19 protein-coding genes are annotated in these 16,758 nt (G+C 33.5%); 12 read left to right on the forward strand and 7 right to left on the reverse strand.

The window, feature by feature from the left end; translation table 11 throughout:
• Positions 1 to 67 precede the first annotated feature (67 nt).
• Positions 68 to 226, forward strand: coding sequence for a hypothetical protein (locus OLM54_RS15200; RefSeq protein WP_264535420.1), 159 nt, complete (start codon positions 68 to 70; stop codon positions 224 to 226).
• A complete protein-coding gene (locus OLM54_RS15205; protein ID WP_264535421.1) occupies positions 227 to 379 on the forward strand; it encodes a hypothetical protein in 153 nt (50 codons plus the stop codon).
• On the opposite strand, the gene OLM54_RS15210 is transcribed toward OLM54_RS15205, so the two are convergent.
• Positions 380 to 1,225, reverse strand: a complete 846-nt coding sequence (locus OLM54_RS15210; RefSeq protein ID WP_264535422.1) for an AraC family transcriptional regulator — start codon at positions 1,223 to 1,225, stop codon at positions 380 to 382.
• 95 nt (positions 1,226 to 1,320) lie between these two features.
• Here OLM54_RS15210 and OLM54_RS15215 point away from each other — a divergent pair, with 95 nt between their 5' ends.
• The 6 genes from OLM54_RS15215 (at position 1,321) to OLM54_RS15240 (ending at position 8,401) form a co-directional block, all read left to right on the forward strand.
• Positions 1,321 to 1,881, forward strand: a complete 561-nt coding sequence (locus OLM54_RS15215) for a short chain dehydrogenase (protein ID WP_264535423.1) — start codon at positions 1,321 to 1,323, stop codon at positions 1,879 to 1,881.
• 10 nt (positions 1,882 to 1,891) lie between these two features.
• Positions 1,892 to 2,383, forward strand: a complete 492-nt coding sequence (locus tag OLM54_RS15220; RefSeq protein WP_264535424.1) for a lipocalin-like domain-containing protein — start codon at positions 1,892 to 1,894, stop codon at positions 2,381 to 2,383.
• A 125-nt stretch (positions 2,384 to 2,508) separates the two neighbouring features.
• On the forward strand, positions 2,509 to 4,152 hold the full coding sequence (gene pgi / locus OLM54_RS15225; RefSeq protein ID WP_264535425.1) for a glucose-6-phosphate isomerase: 1,644 nt from the start codon (positions 2,509 to 2,511) through the stop codon (positions 4,150 to 4,152).
• Between the two features lie 313 nt (positions 4,153 to 4,465).
• Complete coding sequence (locus OLM54_RS15230; protein ID WP_264535426.1) at positions 4,466 to 7,294, forward strand: TonB-dependent receptor; 2,829 nt, start codon at positions 4,466 to 4,468, stop codon at positions 7,292 to 7,294.
• A 105-nt stretch (positions 7,295 to 7,399) separates the two neighbouring features.
• Positions 7,400 to 7,822 (forward strand): hypothetical protein, encoded by a 423-nt coding sequence (locus OLM54_RS15235; RefSeq protein ID WP_115847824.1) that lies wholly within the window; start codon positions 7,400 to 7,402, stop codon positions 7,820 to 7,822.
• Positions 7,823 to 7,909: 87 nt separating this feature from the next.
• Positions 7,910 to 8,401 (forward strand): septal ring lytic transglycosylase RlpA family protein, encoded by a 492-nt coding sequence (locus OLM54_RS15240; RefSeq protein WP_264535427.1) that lies wholly within the window; start codon positions 7,910 to 7,912, stop codon positions 8,399 to 8,401.
• Between the two features lie 36 nt (positions 8,402 to 8,437).
• Here the strand turns inward: OLM54_RS15240 and OLM54_RS15245 are convergent, their stop codons facing one another.
• Complete coding sequence (locus OLM54_RS15245; RefSeq protein WP_264535428.1) at positions 8,438 to 8,893, reverse strand: DinB family protein; 456 nt, start codon at positions 8,891 to 8,893, stop codon at positions 8,438 to 8,440.
• A 77-nt stretch (positions 8,894 to 8,970) separates the two neighbouring features.
• Here OLM54_RS15245 and OLM54_RS15250 point away from each other — a divergent pair, with 77 nt between their 5' ends.
• The 4 genes from OLM54_RS15250 to nadD all read left to right on the forward strand — a co-directional run bounded on the left by OLM54_RS15250 (position 8,971) and on the right by nadD (position 11,678).
• The gene (locus OLM54_RS15250; protein ID WP_264535429.1) at positions 8,971 to 9,321 is read left to right on the forward strand and encodes an arsenate reductase family protein; all 351 of its coding nucleotides are present in this window, start codon (positions 8,971 to 8,973) and stop codon (positions 9,319 to 9,321) included.
• Between the two features lie 164 nt (positions 9,322 to 9,485).
• Positions 9,486 to 10,346 carry a YicC/YloC family endoribonuclease gene (locus OLM54_RS15255; RefSeq protein ID WP_264535430.1) on the forward strand — a complete coding sequence of 287 codons (861 nt, stop codon included), beginning with the start codon at positions 9,486 to 9,488 and terminating at the stop codon, positions 10,344 to 10,346.
• A gap of 89 nt (positions 10,347 to 10,435) precedes the next feature.
• Entirely contained in the window at positions 10,436 to 11,008 is a 573-nt protein-coding gene (gmk, locus tag OLM54_RS15260) for a guanylate kinase (RefSeq protein ID WP_264535431.1), read from the forward strand.
• A gap of 88 nt (positions 11,009 to 11,096) precedes the next feature.
• A complete protein-coding gene (nadD, locus tag OLM54_RS15265; RefSeq protein WP_264535432.1) occupies positions 11,097 to 11,678 on the forward strand; it encodes a nicotinate (nicotinamide) nucleotide adenylyltransferase in 582 nt (193 codons plus the stop codon).
• Positions 11,679 to 11,769: 91 nt separating this feature from the next.
• On the opposite strand, the gene OLM54_RS15270 is transcribed toward nadD, so the two are convergent.
• The 5 genes from OLM54_RS15270 to prs all read right to left on the reverse strand — a co-directional run bounded on the left by OLM54_RS15270 (position 11,770) and on the right by prs (position 16,712).
• On the reverse strand, positions 11,770 to 13,239 hold the full coding sequence (locus OLM54_RS15270; protein ID WP_264535433.1) for a nicotinate phosphoribosyltransferase: 1,470 nt from the start codon (positions 13,237 to 13,239) through the stop codon (positions 11,770 to 11,772).
• Between the two features lie 75 nt (positions 13,240 to 13,314).
• Positions 13,315 to 14,397 carry an adenylosuccinate synthetase gene (locus OLM54_RS15275; RefSeq protein ID WP_264535434.1) on the reverse strand — a complete coding sequence of 361 codons (1,083 nt, stop codon included), beginning with the start codon at positions 14,395 to 14,397 and terminating at the stop codon, positions 13,315 to 13,317.
• A gap of 171 nt (positions 14,398 to 14,568) precedes the next feature.
• The gene (locus OLM54_RS15280; protein WP_264535435.1) at positions 14,569 to 15,429 is read right to left on the reverse strand and encodes a hypothetical protein; all 861 of its coding nucleotides are present in this window, start codon (positions 15,427 to 15,429) and stop codon (positions 14,569 to 14,571) included.
• Positions 15,430 to 15,431: 2 nt separating this feature from the next.
• A complete protein-coding gene (locus OLM54_RS15285; RefSeq protein ID WP_078006797.1) occupies positions 15,432 to 15,767 on the reverse strand; it encodes a hypothetical protein in 336 nt (111 codons plus the stop codon).
• Positions 15,768 to 15,878: 111 nt separating this feature from the next.
• Entirely contained in the window at positions 15,879 to 16,712 is an 834-nt protein-coding gene (prs, locus tag OLM54_RS15290) for a ribose-phosphate diphosphokinase (RefSeq protein WP_264535436.1), read from the reverse strand.
• Positions 16,713 to 16,758 lie beyond the last annotated feature (46 nt).

The following is a 16,758-nucleotide window of genomic DNA, read 5'->3' on the forward strand; positions in this document are numbered from 1 at the left end:
AACAAGAGATAAAAATGCATATATTTGTAGCTGAATTTGTACATTTTTTTTTAAAACTTAAAAACTCATGGCAACTACAATTAAAATTACTCCCGTAGTAAAAGGTAAAGAATCAGAAAGATTCAATGCTGCTATATCTACAAGTAAAACAAACAAAATTTCAGAAGAAAAAAAAGCTAAGATGTTTTCTTTAGTGGACAAAGTTTTGTCTAAAAAAGAATCATAAATGAATCTCTTCGATGGTTTAAATTTGGCAAAACAAAAAAAAGAAATAATCGCACTTAAAAAAGCAATTAATGAAGGTTTTAAACGTGGAATTGCTAAAAATTTCAATTCAAAAGAACATCTTGCATCTTTAAAAGCAAAAAGAATAAAATAATCATTTACAAAACTTCTTCCTAAACTCAGAAGGATTCATTCCTTTATGTTTTCTGAAAACTTTATTTAAATGACTTTCGTCAGAAAAATGGAGTTCATCTGCAATTTCATTTATTCGCATATCACTGTTTAAAAGTCGGGCTTCGATTAATCTTAATTTATAGTTTGCAATATAATCGTGTAATGTTTCTCCGGTTTGTTTCTTAAAATACTTGCCGAGATAATTTAGTGAAATATTAAAATGTTCACTAATGAGATTTGCTTTTAATTGCTTTGGATTATAAATATTTTCCTGAATATAATGCAGTATTTCCAGCACTGTTTCGCCAGTACTTTCTTTAATATTCTTTGGCAATTTTAAAGCAATATTTCTCGCCACAATTGTAATAATAGCATTTACAATTTGTTCCGTTATCTTTTGATGATAAATTTGCTGATTCGTTTGTTCATTTATTATACTTTCAATAAGTGAAGCGATCAATGGTTTGTCAACTTGATTTTTCAAAATACATCCGGGACGATGACTTGCATTTTGAAGAATATATTCCATACGCTGCACGGTTTCCTGCATTCCGTTTTGAGGATTTGTTTTAATGTAATATTCATTAAAACGAAGAAAAAAGAATTTGGTTGGCGTTAAAACTTCAAACGAATGTATGTCTTGCGGCGTAACAAGAAATAAATTTCCTGCCTGATAATGAAACTGATTATTGTTGATAATCTGAATTCCTGTTCCGCTGACAACATATATTAATTCAAAAAAATTATTCTTCCGCGTTGTTTTCGGAAACTGTTCAAGTTCTCTAACATCAACTTCAAAAGGAAGATATAAGTTTTTGTTTGTCATTGTGCTAAAATACAATTTTAGTACCAATTAGTACAATTTTCCACGAAAGGTAACCCGCTAATTTTGTCTTAGATAACAAATTAAAAACTACAAAAATGAAAATACTTTTAATTGGAGCAAATGGCGAAATTGGGAAAATACTAAAACCTGAATTTGCCAAAAATCATGAAATTATTTCCGCCGGAAGAACGAGCGGAGATTACAATGTAAATATTGCCGACAGAAATTCTATTGAGAAATTGTTTGAGCAAATTGGAAACATTGACGCCTGTATTTGTGTTGCTGGAGATTGTTACACGGGAGATTTACTTTCGCTTGACGAAGAAAAATTAAACATTGGAATTCAAAACAAATTATTGGCGCAGATAAATCTCGTTTTAATCGGACAAAAATTTCTAAATGAAAATGGGTCTTTCACTTTAACATCGGGAAAAATGGGAGACAAACCGGTAAAAAACAATTCGGCGAAAGCAATCGTAAATGGCGGAATCAACAGTTTTGTTCTTGCAGCATCTCTGGAACTGGAAAGAGGAATTCGAATTAACGCCATAAGTCCGGCGAAAGTTGCAGACATTCCAATTCAAGAATTAACCAATGCTTATTTAAAAAGTGTTGAAAGTTCAATAAACGGAGAAATTATCAAAGTAAACTATTAAATATTCTACCATGAAAAAACTAAAGATAATCGCAATACTGCTATTAATTACTCATTTTGCTTTTGCACAAAAAGTCGAAAAAACACTATTAGGTTCCTGGAAATTGATTTCTGTTGAAAACACAAATGCTGATGGTGAAAAAACATTTCCGTACGGAATGAATCCGAAAGGCACATTGTTTTTTGATAATAAAGGAAATTATGCCATTCAGATTTATAAGAATGAAAGAGCCAAAATGGTTTCGGGCGATAAGAACAAATGCACGCCCGAAGAAAATGCTGCTATTGTACAAGGAAGCAATTCACATTTTGGGAAATATGAAATTGATAGTCTTTCGAAAACCATTCTTTTTAAGATAGAAACAGCTTCATTTCCAAATTGGGAAGAGACGGAACAAAAACGATCTTATGATTACAAAAACAATGAACTGGAATATATTGTGGTGAACACGACACAGGGCGGAAAATCTGTTACGGCAAAAGTCATTTGGAGAAAGCTTTGACGCCAATTATAATTCACAAAAACGTTTTCGCAACTAATTGTTATATAATTATGAAGCTTAAAGCTATTAAAAGTAATTTCAGTATTTTTGTGTTTCAATAAACAAACTTCAATACAAACAAAAAAATGGCTTTAAACACTACAAACCCAACCGGGACTGAAGCGTGGAAAAATCTGCAAAACCACTATAACGCAATTCACGAAACTACGATACAAGAATTATTTCAGCAGGATAATGCCCGCGTTGAGAAATTCAATTTACAATGGAATGATTTTTTAGTTGATTATTCTAAAAACAATATTAGTCAGGAAACTATTTCGCTTTTATTAGAATTGGCGAATTCAATTGGCTTAAAAAATGCAATCGCTGACTATTTTGGCGGAGCAATTATCAACCAAACAGAGAACAGAGCGGTTTTACATACGGCTTTGCGCGCACCGGAATCGGCAGTTATTAAAGTTGATGGCGAAAATGTAATTCCGGAAGTTTATGAGGTAAAAAATAAAATCAAGAAATTTACAAGCGAAGTTATTTCGGGAGAAAGAAAAGGTTTTACCGGAAAAACATTTACTGATATTGTCAATATTGGTATTGGAGGTTCAGATCTTGGTCCGGTTATGGCGGTTGAAGCTTTACAATTTTACAAAAATCATTTAAATGTTCACTTTGTTTCCAATGTTGATGGCGATCACGTAAATGAAGTAATCAAAAAACTGAATCCTGAAACGACTTTATTTTTAATTGTTTCTAAAACTTTTACAACTCAGGAAACACTATCAAATTCTGAAACTATAAAAGAGTGGTTTTTAAAATCGGCTTCGAAAGAAGATATTGCGAAACATTTTGTGGCTGTTTCGACAAACATTCAAAAAGTAACTGAATTTGGAATTAATCCTGACAATGTTTTCCCAATGTGGGATTGGGTTGGAGGAAGATTTTCTTTATGGAGCGCTGTTGGTTTAAGCATTGCTTTGGCAATTGGTTTTGATAATTATAATGATTTATTGAAAGGTGCCAATGAAATGGACGAGCATTTTAAAACGTCAGAATTTGATGAAAACATTCCTGTAATTTTAGCTTTGTTAAGCGTTTGGTACAACAATTTCTTTGGTGCCGAAAGTGAAGCTTTGATTCCGTACACACAATATTTACAAAAATTAGCTCCGTATTTGCAACAGGCGACGATGGAAAGCAACGGTAAAAGTGTTGGCCGTGACGGAAAACCGGTTAACTATCAAACGGGAACTATTATTTGGGGTGAACCGGGAACAAATTCGCAACATGCTTTTTTCCAATTGATTCATCAGGGAACAAAATTGATTCCGACTGATTTTATTGGATTCGTAAAACCTTTATATGGAAACGAAGATCATCATGACAAATTGATGTCGAACTTTTTTGCTCAAACCGAAGCTTTAATGAACGGAAAAACAGGAGCACAAGTTCAGGCAGAATTTGACAAACAAGGACTTTCTGCAGAAAAAGCTTCTTACTTATTGCCTTTTAAGGTTTTCACCGGAAACAAACCAACGAATACAATCCTAATCCAAAAGTTAACGCCTAAATCTCTAGGTTCATTAATTGCTTTATACGAACATAAGATTTTTGTTCAGGGAATTATCTGGAATATATTTAGTTATGATCAATGGGGAGTAGAATTAGGAAAACAATTGGCAAATTCTATTTTAGAGGAGATAAATACTAAAACAGTAAAAACTCACGATAGCTCAACATCCTTTTTATTGACTCATTTTTTGAGAAATAAATAATTTAAAAATTAGCTAACAATTTGAAACGCCTTGATTTAACATAAATTAAGGCGTTTTTTCGTATAAACTTCTTTTTTTAACAAATAAAACAGCTTTTTTTGAAAGTTAAACACTACAACACCATTTGAATTATTATCATTTTAACAAAAATGCAGGCATTAAATTCAAGAAAACATGATTTAATGTAATGCAAAAAGAAAAAAACATTTTAATACGCAAGAGATTAAACAAAACTTTCTTTTCTTAACATTTTGATAACATTATCCGATTTTATTGTTATAATTTTGCCAAAAACAATAAACTAAATAAACAAATGAAGACAATGAAAAATTGGTTACTCACGGGACTATTGTTCATGATAGTTTCAACCGCATTTTCTCAAGGCAAAATTACCGGTACTATTACCGATGGTGCCCTTTCTTTACCTGGCGCTAACGCTGTAGTAAAAGGATCAACAAGCGCTGGCACGAGCGATTTTGATGGTAAATTTACTATTACAACTTCAGCTACTTCAGGAGAAATTGTTGTTTCTTATCTTGGATATGAAACAAAAACAATTTCATTTACTGTTGCAAATGGAGCAACAACAAATTTAGGCGAAATCGTTTTGAAATCTAATTCAAACGAATTGAGCGAAATTGTTGTTAAAAGTAGCACTGTAGATATTGCAAAAGACAGAAAAACTCCTGTTGCTGTTTCTACTATTAGAGCTGCCGAAATTCAAGAAAAATTAGGTTCTCAGGAATTCCCTGAAATCCTTAAAAATACACCTTCAGTATACGCTACTAAGTCTGGTGGTGGATTTGGAGACTCAAGAATCAACATTCGTGGTTTTGACCAAAAAAACATTGCCGTTATGATCAACGGTATGCCGGTTAATGATATGGAAGGTGGAACTGTTTACTGGAGTAACTGGGCTGGTCTTTCAGATGTAACTTCTGCTATGCAGGTACAAAGAGGTTTAGGATCTTCAAAATTAGCAATTGCTTCTGTTGGGGGTACAATCAACATCTTAACTAAAGCTTCTGATTTAAAACAAGGTGGATCTGTTGCTACTTCATTTGGTAATGACAACTATATTAAATCACAAGTTTCTTACAACACAGGAAGATTAAGCAATGGTTTATCTGCATCTATTTTATACAGCCACACTCAAGGTGATGGTTATATTGATGGAACTGCGTTTAACGGAGACAATTACTATATTGGTCTTGGTTATTCTACTAAAGATGACAAACACCAATTTCAATTTACATTTACAGGTGCGCCACAATGGCACGATCAAAGATCTACTTTCATCACACTTGCTACGTACCAAAAATACGGATCTCTTACTGACCCAAATACAAAATACAACTCTGATTGGGGTCATTTAAATGGAGAAGATTTCAACATGAAAAGAAACTACTACCACAAACCTGTAGCTTCTCTTAACTGGGATTATAAAATCAACGAAACTTCAAAATTATCTACTATTCTTTACGCTTCTTTCGGACGTGGAGGTGGAGCAACAGGAGCTGGTGCGATTCAAGGAAACAACTATGTTAGTGCAGGTTTAAGAACAGCTGACGGATTAGTTGATTATGACAAAATCGTTGCTTACAACTCTGGACAACCTATACAATTAGCTGGTTCTGCTACGACATTAACACGTACACCAATTGCAAATGGCGAATACCAAAATAGTTCTGCAACAACTGGAACTGGTGCTGGTATCTCTCAAATCTCATCAATCAACTCTCATAACTGGTATGGTGGTATTGTGAATTTTGACAAAAAATTCGGTGAGCACTTTACTTTAGATCTTGGTATCGATGTTAGAGGATACAAAGGTATTCACTACCAAAACATCAACAATCTTTTAGGTGGAGACAGCTATAATGCAAATTATATCGCAACTGGTTCTACAAGTAATGATATCAACAATCAAACCAGAACCTTATACCAAACTTATTCTACATACCCTTCTTGGAATCCTTTCAAAAGTGTAGATGGTGAGCAAAAAATTAACTTCTACAATGATGGTGTTGTAAACTGGTATGGTGGATTTACTCAATTAGAGTACACTAACGACAGATTAACTGTATTTGTTCAGGGAGCAGTTTCTAATCAAGGTTTCAAAAGAGTAGATTATTTTAAATATTTATCTACAGACGCTTTATCTAAAACAGGTTTTGAAAACATTCTTGGAGGAAACGTAAAAGGTGGAGCTAACTTTAACATTAATGAACACCACAACGTATTCTTTAATACAGGATATTATTCAAAACAACCATTCTTTAATGCAGTTTATCCAAACAACGCTTCTTTAGTAAATGGTAACTTAACAAATGAGAAAATCTTTGGTTTAGAAGCTGGTTACGGTTTCCGTTCTGGAATTTTCAATGCAAATGTGAACTTATACCGTACTTCTTGGAAAGACAGATACCAAAGATCTACTGACGGTGATGCAACAAACCCTGGAGGTTACTATGATTTCTCTGGAATTACTGAAATTCACTCAGGAATTGAATTTGAAGGAACTGCAAGAATTATGCAAAAACTTAAAATTAATGCAATGTTCTCTATTGGAGACTGGAAATATAGCGGAACAAGTACAAGTAACCGTTATGATGCATCAAACAACCCTATTGGAGGTGGTAAACCATCAACTCTTTATTTAGATGGAGTAAAAGTAGGTGATGCTGCTCAAACAACTGCTTCATTAGGTGCAACATACGAAATATTAACTCGTTTTAATATTGACGCAAATTACAACTATAATGACAAATTATACTCGTCTATTACTCCAGGAAACTTTACTGATCCAAACAATAAAGGTTCATTAGAATTACCTTCTTACGGTTTATTTGACGCAGGTCTTTCATACAAATTATTAGTTGGTAAAACTAAAAGCAATTCTGTAAACTTCAGATTAAATGTAAATAACGTTTTTGATAAAACTTATATCGCTGAAGGTAAAACAAACATCTTTGCTGATGACGTTAAAACAGCTGCAATTCCAGCAACTCCAACAACTCCAGCAGTTCCAGCTGTAACTTATGCACAAGCAGGAGCGCTTTACCAAGGTATTGCAACTAATAACCAGGTATACTTCGGATTTGGAAGAACTTGGAACTTTAGCTTACGTTATGATTTCTAATATTTAGAATCTAAATAAATATCATAAACGGCATTGACTTTTAAGTTCAATGCCGTTTTTTTATACCCTTTTTTGTTATATTTGTTTCAAACAAAAAATCAATTTATGTATTATTTTTTACAAAAACTTCATTCAGGCTGGGCTTATTTAGCTTTGCTGCTTTTATTAATTGCGGTTGTAAATGCTATAATCGGATTAACTTCAAAAAAAGATTTTACTGGTAAAGATCGTAAAATTGCCTTATTTGCATTAATCGGAACACACACTCAATTATTAATTGGTTTGATTCTTTATTTTGTATCTCCGTTAGGAAAAGCTGCCTTCGGACAAATGTCTAATGCTGAACTTAGATTAACTTCATTAGAACACCCTTTAATTAATATTATAGCAATCATCCTAATCACTATTGGATGGTCTAAACATAAAAAACTTATAAACAGCGAAGCAAAATTCAAGACATTCGCTATTTTTTACGGTTTAGGATTATTACTTATTTTAAGTAGAATCCCGTGGAATCTTTGGTTCTAAAAACCACCAAATAAAGCCCTGAACAGGGCTTTTTTTATCTCGGCATATTATTTGTACAAACTCCCCAAGTCTGAAAAACAATAACCCATGAGAATTAAAAAAAACATTAAAACCTCACTATTCGCAGTTACATTTTTAAGTTGTTTTACTTATATAATCAGTCAAAGCAAACAAGCGATAGAACAGCCTAAAATCGTTCAGGACACATTAAAAACCAAGTCAGTTTTGCAACCTACACAAATTGACTCTATTTTTATTGATAAAGGCTTAAAATTAAGACCCTACAAGAAAAATGCACACGCATCGTACTATGCTGATAAATTTACCGGAAGAAAAACAGCAGACGGAAGCAGGTTCGATAATAACAAATATACCGCAGCACACAAAAAACTTCCCTTTGGAACAAAAATAAAAGTGACCAATGAAGCAAACGGAAAATTTGTAATCGTAAGAATCACAGATCGTGGCCCATTTGTAAAAACACGTGAATTAGATCTTTCAAAAAGAGCTTTTATGGAAATTACCAAAAGCAAAGGCGCAGGCGCAATGAAAGTGACAATAGAAACTATAATAGAATAAAAAAAAATCCCGTTCGCCGAGCGGGATTTTTTTTATTTAAACAAACTTTCTAATACTCATAATAACTCCCGTATGAATTCCTTCATGGTAATTATTATAGTTTAAAGCTCCGTCAACGTTTTTAAGCGTATAACCTAAACTTGTTGCATATTCAGTATAATGAACAAAAACATTAGCAGCAAAATCTTTTTGTACCTGATCTACAGTCGTAGAAAGTAAAACCCGAATTTCATCGACTTCTGCTTGCGAAACATCTCCTTCCGGCTTTGTTCCTTTTCTGTATTTTGCAATAAATTCTTCTGAAACTATTGGCGTCAAACCAGATAATTTATAAATTAAAACTTGTTGCGAGGATATACAATGCGCAATATTCCAAATTAAATTATTGCTAAATCCATCCGGAATTTTATTTAGCTGCTCTAATGAATGATTGTCTAAAACTTTTAACAGAATTTCTCTAATCGTTTTTTGTACTTCAAAAACTGGATTCATATTTTTATTTTTTTTCTAAAATTAGGCATTTTTCAGTTTTAAATGAATTTTCTTTGTAGTCATATAAATTAGAAATTATGAACAAAATATATTACTTAGCTTCTTGCGATACTTGTCGAAAAATTATCAAAAGCTTACCAAAAGATAATGATTTGGTTTTTCACGACATCAAACAAAATCCAATTACAGAAGCTGAACTTGACGAAATGTATCAGCTTGCGGGCAGTTATGAAGCGTTATTCAGCAAAAAAGCGCAGTTGTATAAATCAATGGATTTAAAAAACAAAAACTTAACCGAAGCAGATTTTAAAAAATACATCTTAGAACATTATACCTTTATAAGCCGTCCGGTTTTTATTATTGATGAAAAAATTTATATTGGCAATACGCAGCCTGTCACTTTGCAGGTCATGAAAGCTTTATCTTAAAAAGTTAGTCACAGATTAAAAGATTCTCACAGATTGATAAAATCCATAAAATCATTTTAATCTGTGGCAAAAAAACCCAACACAACACTGACTTTAACAGTTTAGTGATTTAAACCCCAAGACTGCAAACTTTTATTTATCTTTGCGCCTTTATACTCAATTATATGATACAATCTATGACAGGGTTTGGCAAAGCTTCTTTGCAATTGCCTACAAAAAAAATTACCGTCGAAGTAAAATCCTTAAATAGTAAAGGTTTAGATTTAAACGTAAGAATGCCGTCGCTTTATCGCGAAATGGAATTAGGTTTGCGAACTTTTATTTCTACAAAACTTGAAAGAGGAAAAATTGATTTTGCGATTTACATCGAAAGTACTGCCGAACAAACTTCGACTAAAGTAAATGTTCCTGTTGTAAAAAACTATATTGCTCAATTAAGAGAAGTATATCAGGATGCTGATGAAACTGAATTAATGAAAATGGCCGTTCGTATGCCGGATACATTAAAAACAGAACGTGAGGAAATCGATGAAAATGACTGGGAACAAATTCAGGTTATTATCGAAGAAGCCATTCAAAACATCTTAAACTTCAGAAAAGATGAAGGAGAATCTCTTGAAAAAGAATTCAACCTGAGAATTGGAAATATCCGTCAATATATGAATGATGCTTTGGCACTTGATCCGGAACGTGTTCAGGCTATCAAAGACCGTTTGCAAACTGCAATATCTGAATTGAAAGTTAATGTTGATGAAAATCGTTTCGAACAGGAATTGATTTATTATTTAGAAAAACTGGATATTACAGAAGAAAAAGTTCGCTTGACGAATCATTTAGATTATTTTTTAGAAACCATAAAAGGTACAGAAGCTAATGGTAGAAAATTAGGTTTTATTACTCAGGAAATGGGAAGAGAAATCAATACAATGGGTTCAAAATCAAATCATGCCCAAATGCAAAAATTGGTTGTGATGATGAAAGATGAATTGGAGAAGATTAAGGAACAGGTTTTGAATGTACTTTAAAAGCCATAAGCTTTAAGCAATAGGCTTTAAGCAAAAAACATAAAGTAAAAGAGCTTAAAGCGTACAGCCGAAAGCCTAAAGCATAAATAATGAACAAAGGAAAGTTAATTGTTTTCTCAGCACCTTCGGGATCAGGAAAAACAACTATAGTAAGGCATTTACTTGGGAAAGAAGATTTAAACTTAGAATTTTCGATCTCAGCGGCTTCACGCGACCCGCGCGGAGAAGAAGAACACGGAAAAGATTATTATTTTATTTCGTTAGAAGAATTCAAAAAACACATTAAAGCCGAAGATTTCCTGGAATGGGAAGAAGTATATCGCGATAACTTTTACGGTACTTTAAAAGCTGAAATTGAAAGAATCTGGGCTTTAGGAAAAAACGTGATTTTTGATATTGATGTTGCCGGCGGATTGCGTATCAAACACAAATTTCCGGAACAAACGTTGGCCGTTTTCGTAAAACCACCAAGTGTCGACGAACTAAAACGCCGATTAAAAGAGCGTTCTACAGAAACTGACGACAAAATCAATATGCGTATTGCAAAAGCTTCTGTCGAATTAGCAACTGCTCCGCAATTTGATACCATCATAAAAAATTACGATTTAGATACCGCAAAAGAAGAAGCATATCAATTGGTAAAGGATTTTGTAAACAAGTAGAAATTGAAAAATTGAAAAATTTAATGATTGAAAAATTATTGTTTCCTTCTTTAAATTATTTAATCTTTTAATCTTTTAATAAAAATAAATGAAAATAGGTCTTTATTTCGGAACGTATAATCCCATTCATGTTGGACATTTAATTATTGCCAATCATATGGCTGAATTTGCCGATTTAGATCAGATTTGGATGGTTGTTACGCCTCATAATCCGTTAAAAAAGAAAGCGACATTATTAGACGATCATCAGCGGTTGCAAATGGTTTTTCTGGCTACAGAAGATTATCCAAAAATTAAACCTTCGGATATTGAGTTTAAATTACCTCAACCCAATTATACAGTAAATACTTTGGTTCATTTGCAGGAGAAATATCCAACTCATGAATTCTCCTTAATTATGGGCGAAGACAATTTGAAAACACTTCATAAATGGAAAAATTACGAAGTTATTCTCGATCATTATGATATTTACGTTTATCCCAGAATTTCTGAAGAAGAAGAAAATGTCGAACTAAAATCACATCCAAAAGTTCATATTATTGATGCGCCTATTGTAGAAATTTCATCAACATTTATCCGAAACAGTATTAAAGAAGGTAAAAATATTCAGCCTTTATTACCACCAAAAGTTTGGGAATATATTGATCATAATAATTTTTATAAGAAATAAAAAAATAACCGCAAAGCATGTCATTGCGAGGAACGAACTTTACATCGGAACAAATAAAAAAAGCCTGAATTAAAATTCAGGCTTTTAATTTTTATAGCGTAACGCCTATCTGAGCTTTAACTCTCGCTCTAACATCACTCAAAGACAGATCATCCAAAAGTTTCCCATCTCTGAAAACTTCTTTCAATTCGCCTTGTTTTTCTTCTTCCCATGAAACATTATCGGTTAAATGATATACACCGTCAACTAAATCAATTTTCATTAACCCTTTTGCCGATTTTTTAGTTCCGTCATCTGTAATCGGATCTTTGAAGATTGCCCTTCCTTCCCCATCAACTTCTCCGTAAGTGGCTTTCATCGCAAAACCAAAAGTATCTCTGGTATTGTATTGATACGTAAAAGAACCAATTCCTAAAACGACGTTTGTAGATGCAAAACCTTTTTCTTTTAATCTTTCGCAAATTTGCGTTGCTCTTGCCACCGTAATACTATCGCCGTAAATGGCGCCAATTTGAGGAATAAGCTCCTTATATCCTTTTGCATTCGTTGTGCCTCCAAAAACATCCCAAAGCAGCTCAATAACCCCTTTCTTTTCTTGTTCTGTTTTTCCGTTTGGATTTCCGCAGATAATATCAACCGGATCACCACTATCGGGACGAATCACGACTTTACCTTCTCTCGCAACAATATCATCTTTTAGTCGTGGTAAATAATCCGTTAAAACCTTCCATAAATCCCAGGTATCAGAAACGATCGAAACAATTCCTTTTGGATAAACCTCAGTAACTAATCTTTTAAAAGTTTCACATTCGCCTTCGGTAGTTCCCATACACATTACAGAATGCTCTGTTGCGGCAACTGAACCTGCGATTAATTCCGTATCAGAATTAGCGTTGTAATAATCTTCAAAGAAATCAATTACCGGAATCGTATCTGAACCTGTAAAACTCAATAAATGTCCTGCTGCAGAAGTTATTGCCGCTTCAATTCCGCCCATTCCTCTCATGGAGAAATCATGCGCCTGCCAATCTACAAATTCAGGTACAGAAGAAGTTTCATCCGCATATTTGTCTAATACTTTTCTGTATTCTTTCGCAATTGTTGCAGAGTTACAAGGCAGCCAAATTACGGCAGAAAGCAATGTTTCGAAATAATTTGTCAGCCAGAAAAATTCCGGAATCGTATTGTACATCGTAAACATTGGCACTCTTAAAGGCACGCTCGCTCCTTCCGGCAAGGCTTTAAAAACCATCGGAATATATCCTAAATCATGTAAATCTTCGATATGTTGAGTTCCAACCTGATTTTCACCTAAATAATTATTGATTCGGCGGGCATATTTTTTAACCACTTCTTCTTTTGGCTTTTTAAAGAAATCAGCATCAAAATCGTGAATAATATATTTTTTGATAAAATATTGTAATCCAAAAAACACGACCTCATCAAGACCTTCAATTCTTGATTTTCTTGGTGTCCAGTTCGAATATACTAATGTAGTTTTGTCTGGGTATTGTCGTCTGTGGTCAACTTTGTAACCGTCTGTTAATAATAGTGGGTTCATAGGCTTTTATTCGTTAATTTATAAATTATTTATTTCTATTGAGATTACTATTCTTCAATATAGTATTTATTTCCTCTATTGAAACAAAGAAGTTAGCAGTTTAAAATCTTTAGAATCCGGCGAAAACGATCCGTAGATTTCTGTAAATTCTGTTGTTAGCTTTTCGAATTCGTAATCAATTTCAATCTGATCCATACAGGTTACAACCAGATTTCTTTTTGCGTTTGGACTATAAGCTGCATCTAACTTTAAACTATAATTTAAAAGATCGTAATCTAAATCTCCCGTTCGCAATTCTTTTTGAAAGTCGTTGTAAATACAGGTTTCTTCTTCGTTATTTTTTAATTTTAATTCCCTTTCATTACTCATCCAGCCGCTTCCGTGTCTGGTTGAATAACTTCTGGTGACATAATACATTTCGATAGCTGTAATTTGTAATTTTTGACAGATTTCAAATGCATTTTTTGAAGTTGTATTCGCATACGTAACATTCGGAAAAACGCCGTGATCCATGTCGAGCAAAATTCCCTGACTCCCTTCGAAAATAAGATTCGAATAGTTTTCTAAAAAGCTGTAATCGCTGATAATCCATTTTATTTCATCAACAACTTCAAGAAAATGATTTACTTCTTCGTCGATTTCACTTTCATTTAGAAAACCATAATAATAAGCGATCTTCTCTAACTTTGCTAAAAGCATTTGGCGAGGGGCAATCAAATCTATCGCATATAATTTGTATTGTCCTTCATTACGTTTCATCGTAGCTCCAACACCTTTTCCGCAAGTTCCGTGATCCAGATTTTTAACATTATTTCGGTTTTGCCAAACGTCAAATGGAGTCGTGATTTTTGCTAAAGGATGAATATGAAGTTCAATATTTCCTCCCAATTCTTCAAGTTCTTTTCTTTCGTTGTATAAAAAAACCGGATGAATTGTGCAATGTTCACTAAAATAAGAAGGCAAACCACGAAGCGCACCACTCGCAAAACTCGAATGAACGTGTTTTTTATCGCCAATCATAACCGTATGTGCCGCTTGCTGACCTCCTGAAAACCGAATAACTATAGATTCAGGATTTTGCTTCGCCAGAAAATCTGTTGTAATTCCTTTTCCTTCATCGCCAAATCCTAGGCCTATAACTATTTGGGCTGTTTTCATTTATTTTTAAAATTATTTAAACACATAGAATCATAGACTTTCGAAGCTTAAAAAAGGCGTTTCATTTGTTTAAACAAACATAGTTTCTATGTGTGAGAAACTGGTTTCTTTTTATTTTCTTTTAGTCACTAACAAAAAACTATGTTTCTATGTGTTAAACATTTATGTCATTTAAAGCATTTCAATATTATCTAATCCGTCAAGCGGAATTGTTCCCAAACCTAAACCAGAACTTTTATGTTTGTCGCAAATCACTTTTTTAATAATATTCGGAATTTCTCTGTGATCTTCGATAGACAAACAATTTTCACCCAGTAATTCTTTCCAGGCTACATTTGCTCTTACTGCTTGATCAGAATGCAATACACTAATATGATATACTTCGTAACGTTTTTGCGCTTCTTTTAATAATTCAGCAGCCGTATAAGTCTGTTGTCCCGAACCCATAATTTCTTTTATGGCAGATGCCGGAAGCGTTTGTAAATTAGGTTCATCACCAACCGTAAACAACAATCCTTTTTGTCCTCTTTTTTCGAAAGCATCGGTTTTGGTATGAAAAGCGGCAAAATACCACGCCAGAAGATAACTTTCTCCCGCATTTCCTCCGCCTCCGGCTTCAATATACGTTCTGGTTAACCACATATCCAGTTCTTCATCGCCAGATTCAAATTGTCCAACCTGCAACGGAAATCTGTCACATTCGTGATCTCCAATTCCTAAAAACAAAAGTGCCGGATCCGGAACTCCGCCCTGAATAATTCCGCCCATTAATTTCGGAAGTCCTTCCTTAATCAATTCATGCGGAATATGTCCCATACTTCCCGTAACATCCAATCCTAAAATAATGGGAACTGAATTTGGGTGAACTGCCGAATCTCTGGCTTCTCTAAACGTAATTCCGTTTGGATTCATAGATTCATGCGCCACTCCTATTTGGTTTTGCACGAAAATTTCGCTTGCAGATTTAAATCCGTAACCTGCTTTTTTTGCTCTGCTATCGCGAGCGCCTAAATCATATCTTGTACCTCCCATAACTAAAATGTTTTACCAAATAAATATTCGAATCTCTTTTTTGTCACTTCAAACTGAATATTTAAATTTCTGATTGTTAATGATAATTCCATATCTCTTTGCACAAATGCTTCCGGTTGAAAGTCAGCAAATGTTAAACTGTTTTTGTCAAGCGGACTAATATCGATAAGACCTTCCTGTTCTCTTTCCAATCTTTTTATTTTCAGCTCAATATCTTCAACGCGGCGTCTGTAAATTAACTCAGAATCTTCACCAATTGTTTTGGCTCTGTCTTCTCTAATCTGATCATTGTTTCTTCTTAAAGACTCAATAAATCTTGGTTTTAAATCATCACTCATAATTTTGGCTTTTAATGGTTAATAGTTTTTTTTTGTTTCAGGTTTCAAGTTTCAGGTTTCAGGTTTCACGTTCTCTACAGCAACTTGAAACCTGAAACTTGAAACTATTTTTTAAACTAATTGATCTAACTTTATTACTTGTACACTTTCGCCTTCGAAATCTTTTACTGAATTCGTAGTAAATATTTTGTCAAAACAATCCAGAACTTCAAAACCTTTATTGAAAATTCCGTGGCTTACGGCTAAGTATAATTTTCCGGCATTTTTATTTTTTAATTCTTCGGCTAAGCCAACAAAAGTTCCGCCGCCGTCGCAAATATCATCAACAATTAAACAGTCGATTCCGTTTAAATCGTCTTCGTATACTTTGAAACCAGATAATTTTCCGGTTTTTACATCACGGCTTTTGCTGCATTCTACAACATCAACTCCGCCTAAAAATTCAGAAACTTTGTAGATTTTTTTAAGAGCGCCGCCATCAGGAGAAATCAATTTTACATTTTCGCCAATTACTTTTAAAACCTGCTGAATAAAAGTATGATTCGGAATCACTTCGCAATTGTTTACCAACGCCGGAGTAACTTCAGAATGCGCATCAAAAACAGAAACTTTATTCAATTGAAGTCCGTTAATAATATCAGCATAGACTTTTACAGATAAAGATTCACCCTTAATCATCACACGATCTTGTCTTGCAGCCGGAAAATACGGAATAAACAAATCGATTACTTTAACATCCATTCTGCGTAAAGCATCTACCGTGATACACAACAAACCCAAATCGTTGAACGAATTTAAGCGTTGTGTAATGGTTACTTTTTGATTGTGATCAAAATCGGGATTGATTTTAATGTGAGGTTCTCCGCCAGAAAATGTAAAACTTTGAAATTTGATTTCTTCTTCGTTAAGAAATGGAGCGAATTTTGGGTCTAGGTTAAGTATCATAGTTTTTTTAGTTTGCGTTAATTATACGCAAATATAGATTAATATT

It is taken from the genome of Flavobacterium sp. N1736 (genome assembly GCF_025947065.1).
GTDB lineage: Bacteria > Bacteroidota > Bacteroidia > Flavobacteriales > Flavobacteriaceae > Flavobacterium.

What these genes read in the sequence shown, in the direction of transcription:
- OLM54_RS15270 (WP_264535433.1), bottom strand. Translation starts at nt 13,239, where the DNA reads ATGAACCCACTATTATTAACAGACGGTTACAAAGTTGACCACAGACGA.
- OLM54_RS15255 (WP_264535430.1), top strand. Translation starts at nt 9,486, where the DNA reads ATGATACAATCTATGACAGGGTTTGGCAAAGCTTCTTTGCAATTGCCT.
- OLM54_RS15230 (WP_264535426.1), top strand. Translation starts at nt 4,466, where the DNA reads ATGAAGACAATGAAAAATTGGTTACTCACGGGACTATTGTTCATGATA.
- gmk (WP_264535431.1), top strand. Translation starts at nt 10,436, where the DNA reads ATGAACAAAGGAAAGTTAATTGTTTTCTCAGCACCTTCGGGATCAGGA.
- OLM54_RS15235 (WP_115847824.1), top strand. Translation starts at nt 7,400, where the DNA reads ATGTATTATTTTTTACAAAAACTTCATTCAGGCTGGGCTTATTTAGCT.
- OLM54_RS15280 (WP_264535435.1), bottom strand. Translation starts at nt 15,429, where the DNA reads ATGGGAGGTACAAGATATGATTTAGGCGCTCGCGATAGCAGAGCAAAA.
- pgi (WP_264535425.1), top strand. Translation starts at nt 2,509, where the DNA reads ATGGCTTTAAACACTACAAACCCAACCGGGACTGAAGCGTGGAAAAAT.
- OLM54_RS15220 (WP_264535424.1), top strand. Translation starts at nt 1,892, where the DNA reads ATGAAAAAACTAAAGATAATCGCAATACTGCTATTAATTACTCATTTT.
- OLM54_RS15215 (WP_264535423.1), top strand. Translation starts at nt 1,321, where the DNA reads ATGAAAATACTTTTAATTGGAGCAAATGGCGAAATTGGGAAAATACTA.
- OLM54_RS15240 (WP_264535427.1), top strand. Translation starts at nt 7,910, where the DNA reads ATGAGAATTAAAAAAAACATTAAAACCTCACTATTCGCAGTTACATTT.
- nadD (WP_264535432.1), top strand. Translation starts at nt 11,097, where the DNA reads ATGAAAATAGGTCTTTATTTCGGAACGTATAATCCCATTCATGTTGGA.
- prs (WP_264535436.1), bottom strand. Translation starts at nt 16,712, where the DNA reads ATGATACTTAACCTAGACCCAAAATTCGCTCCATTTCTTAACGAAGAA.
- OLM54_RS15200 (WP_264535420.1), top strand. Translation starts at nt 68, where the DNA reads ATGGCAACTACAATTAAAATTACTCCCGTAGTAAAAGGTAAAGAATCA.
- OLM54_RS15210 (WP_264535422.1), bottom strand. Translation starts at nt 1,225, where the DNA reads ATGACAAACAAAAACTTATATCTTCCTTTTGAAGTTGATGTTAGAGAA.
- OLM54_RS15245 (WP_264535428.1), bottom strand. Translation starts at nt 8,893, where the DNA reads ATGAATCCAGTTTTTGAAGTACAAAAAACGATTAGAGAAATTCTGTTA.
- OLM54_RS15250 (WP_264535429.1), top strand. Translation starts at nt 8,971, where the DNA reads ATGAACAAAATATATTACTTAGCTTCTTGCGATACTTGTCGAAAAATT.
- OLM54_RS15205 (WP_264535421.1), top strand. Translation starts at nt 227, where the DNA reads ATGAATCTCTTCGATGGTTTAAATTTGGCAAAACAAAAAAAAGAAATA.
- OLM54_RS15275 (WP_264535434.1), bottom strand. Translation starts at nt 14,397, where the DNA reads ATGAAAACAGCCCAAATAGTTATAGGCCTAGGATTTGGCGATGAAGGA.
- OLM54_RS15285 (WP_078006797.1), bottom strand. Translation starts at nt 15,767, where the DNA reads ATGAGTGATGATTTAAAACCAAGATTTATTGAGTCTTTAAGAAGAAAC.